This window comes from Microbacterium sp. ISL-103, from assembly GCF_018613995.1.
GTDB lineage: Bacteria > Actinomycetota > Actinomycetes > Actinomycetales > Microbacteriaceae > Microbacterium.
In genome coordinates this window covers 1-1,849 of record NZ_JAGGPD010000430.1, presented here as the reverse complement: position 1 = coordinate 1,849, position 1,849 = coordinate 1, and the positions used below count along the sequence as shown (strand labels likewise).

At 67.9% G+C, this 1,849-nt stretch carries 3 protein-coding genes and 1 pseudogene; 1 reads left to right on the top strand and 3 read right to left on the bottom strand.

Annotated elements, in window-relative coordinates:
* On the top strand, positions 1-343 hold a 343-nt coding region (locus J7E68_RS15115), incomplete at its 5' end, for a magnesium chelatase domain-containing protein (RefSeq protein WP_285225493.1).
* 54 nt (positions 344-397) lie between these two features.
* Here J7E68_RS15115 and J7E68_RS15110 read toward each other — a convergent pair.
* The 3 genes and pseudogenes from J7E68_RS15110 to J7E68_RS19930 form a co-directional block, all read right to left on the bottom strand.
* Positions 398-808: a dehydrogenase gene (locus tag J7E68_RS15110; RefSeq protein WP_215173951.1), complete on the bottom strand. Its 411-nt coding sequence runs from the start codon at positions 806-808 to the stop codon at positions 398-400.
* Positions 809-1,087: 279 nt separating this feature from the next.
* Positions 1,088-1,744 (bottom strand): hypothetical protein, encoded by a 657-nt coding sequence (locus J7E68_RS15105; protein WP_215173949.1) that lies wholly within the window; start codon positions 1,742-1,744, stop codon positions 1,088-1,090.
* Between the two features lie 9 nt (positions 1,745-1,753).
* Positions 1,754-1,849, bottom strand: a pseudogene (locus J7E68_RS19930) (N-acetylglutamate synthase); the annotation flags it as partial.

Below are 1,849 nucleotides of genomic sequence, written 5' to 3'. Positions count from 1 at the left end.
CGAGCGACGCGCGCTGATCAAGACGAGCAACCTCGACGTCTACGTCTCGACCGTCGGAGGGGTGCGGTTCACCGAGCCGGCAGCCGACCTCGCGATCGCGATCGCCGTGGCGGGGTCGATCCAGCAGATCTCGGTGCCGCGCACGGTCGCCGCGGTCGGCGAGCTCAGCCTCGCCGGCGAGATCCGCCCCGTGACGCAGTCGGCTCAGCGTCGGTCGGAGGCCGCGCGACTCGGCTACGAGCAGGTGGTCGACGATCGCTCGAAGACGCTCCGCGCCGCGCTCAACGATGTCCGTTCACGCAACACCACTCGGCGCAACGAGGCCGACATCCCCCCGTTCTGATCCGCGCCCGTCGCTATGCGCCCAGCCGGGCACGCGTACGCACGGCACCGCGACTCAGGCGTCGAGCGCCTTGAGGATCTCGTCGGGCGATGCCTGCATCGGATGCGGACCCGCGATGTCGAGGAAGACCGTGGTGATCGGATGCGCGCCCAGGAACTTGCGCAGCCACTCGGCGGTGTAGATGCCGACGCCGGGCGGGAGGTTGTCGGGCTTGTTCTTCGCGTCGCTGAACAGCAGCAGCGCCAGATCGCCCGACTTCGGGTCGCGGTAGGTCCACACCTCACCGCTGTCGAGCGGGTTGTCGCGCGCCCCCGGCTTGACCAGCGGCACGACGGTGGTGCCGTGGCGAAGGGCCAGTGCGACCGCGGCGATGTCCTGCTTCTCCAGAGCCTGCGCGAGAGCATCCGACCGGAAATCCTCGGGGGCGGGCTTGCTCTTCGCGGACTTCGACTTCTTCGCTGCCATGCATCCAGCATATTCAGCCCGAGCCGAGGACTCGCCCCGAAGCCGGACGGAAAAGAAAGGGGCCCTCCCGACTCCTCCAGTGGGGACTGGGGTGTTCGAGAGGGCCCACGGACCCTCGGGCGGCAGTGTCGAAGCGCTGGGGACGCTGAGCTCGACGCCACTGGGGATGGCATGCGCCGCAAGTCTGCGAGGGTCGCTCCAATGGTATCCCAAAGAATTCGCGGTGTCACCCGAAACTGAGTTCAGAACTGTATTCAAGACCTTTGGCTAGTTCTGGCCTCAATAGAGCAGGATCTGCTTCGTCGTCGCAGCCGTGAAGCCGCCGATCTCGACAGACACGTGGTACGACGAGCCGCCGGCTGCAGCGCGAGGACGATTCTCCTGGTCACAGGTCTCGACGCTCGAGCGGGTGCGGTCCCACACCACGGGCACCTTGCTCGTCACGGTCGCGCCCGCGGCGAGGGTGGCGATCATGCTGCTCGGGTTCTCCTGGCAGTCGGTCGAGCGCCACCAGACGTCCGAGCCGCTCGACACCGTGAACACCTGGGTGGTCGAGCCGACATCGATCGCGCAGTCGGCATCGCCGCGGTTCGTGAGCGAGATCGACAGCTTCGGCAGCTCGCCCGACTGGTATGAATCGGCATCGGTGACGGCCGTGACCGTGACATCTCGCGCCTCGCAGGCGACGATCCCGGGGGTCTCCTCGCTCGACGGCTCGGGCGCCGGAGACTCGCCGGCCGACGGGTCTGGTGTCGGGGAGGATGCCGGCGATGAAGAAGCCGACGCGCTCGGAGACGGCGCGGGCTCGGCCGCATTCGCCCAGGGGCGCGCGACGAGAAGCCACACCGACGTGCCGATGACGGCGACGATGAGGATCACCGCGATCAGCAGCACCAGTCGCCGACGACGATAGACGGCGGCGGAGTGACGGGGCATGGTTCCAGGTTAGTTGAGGGCCTTCAGCATCCTGGTGTTGCCGAGCGTGTTCGGCTTGACGTGCGCGAGGTCGAGGAACTCCTCGACACCCGCGTCGCCGCTGCG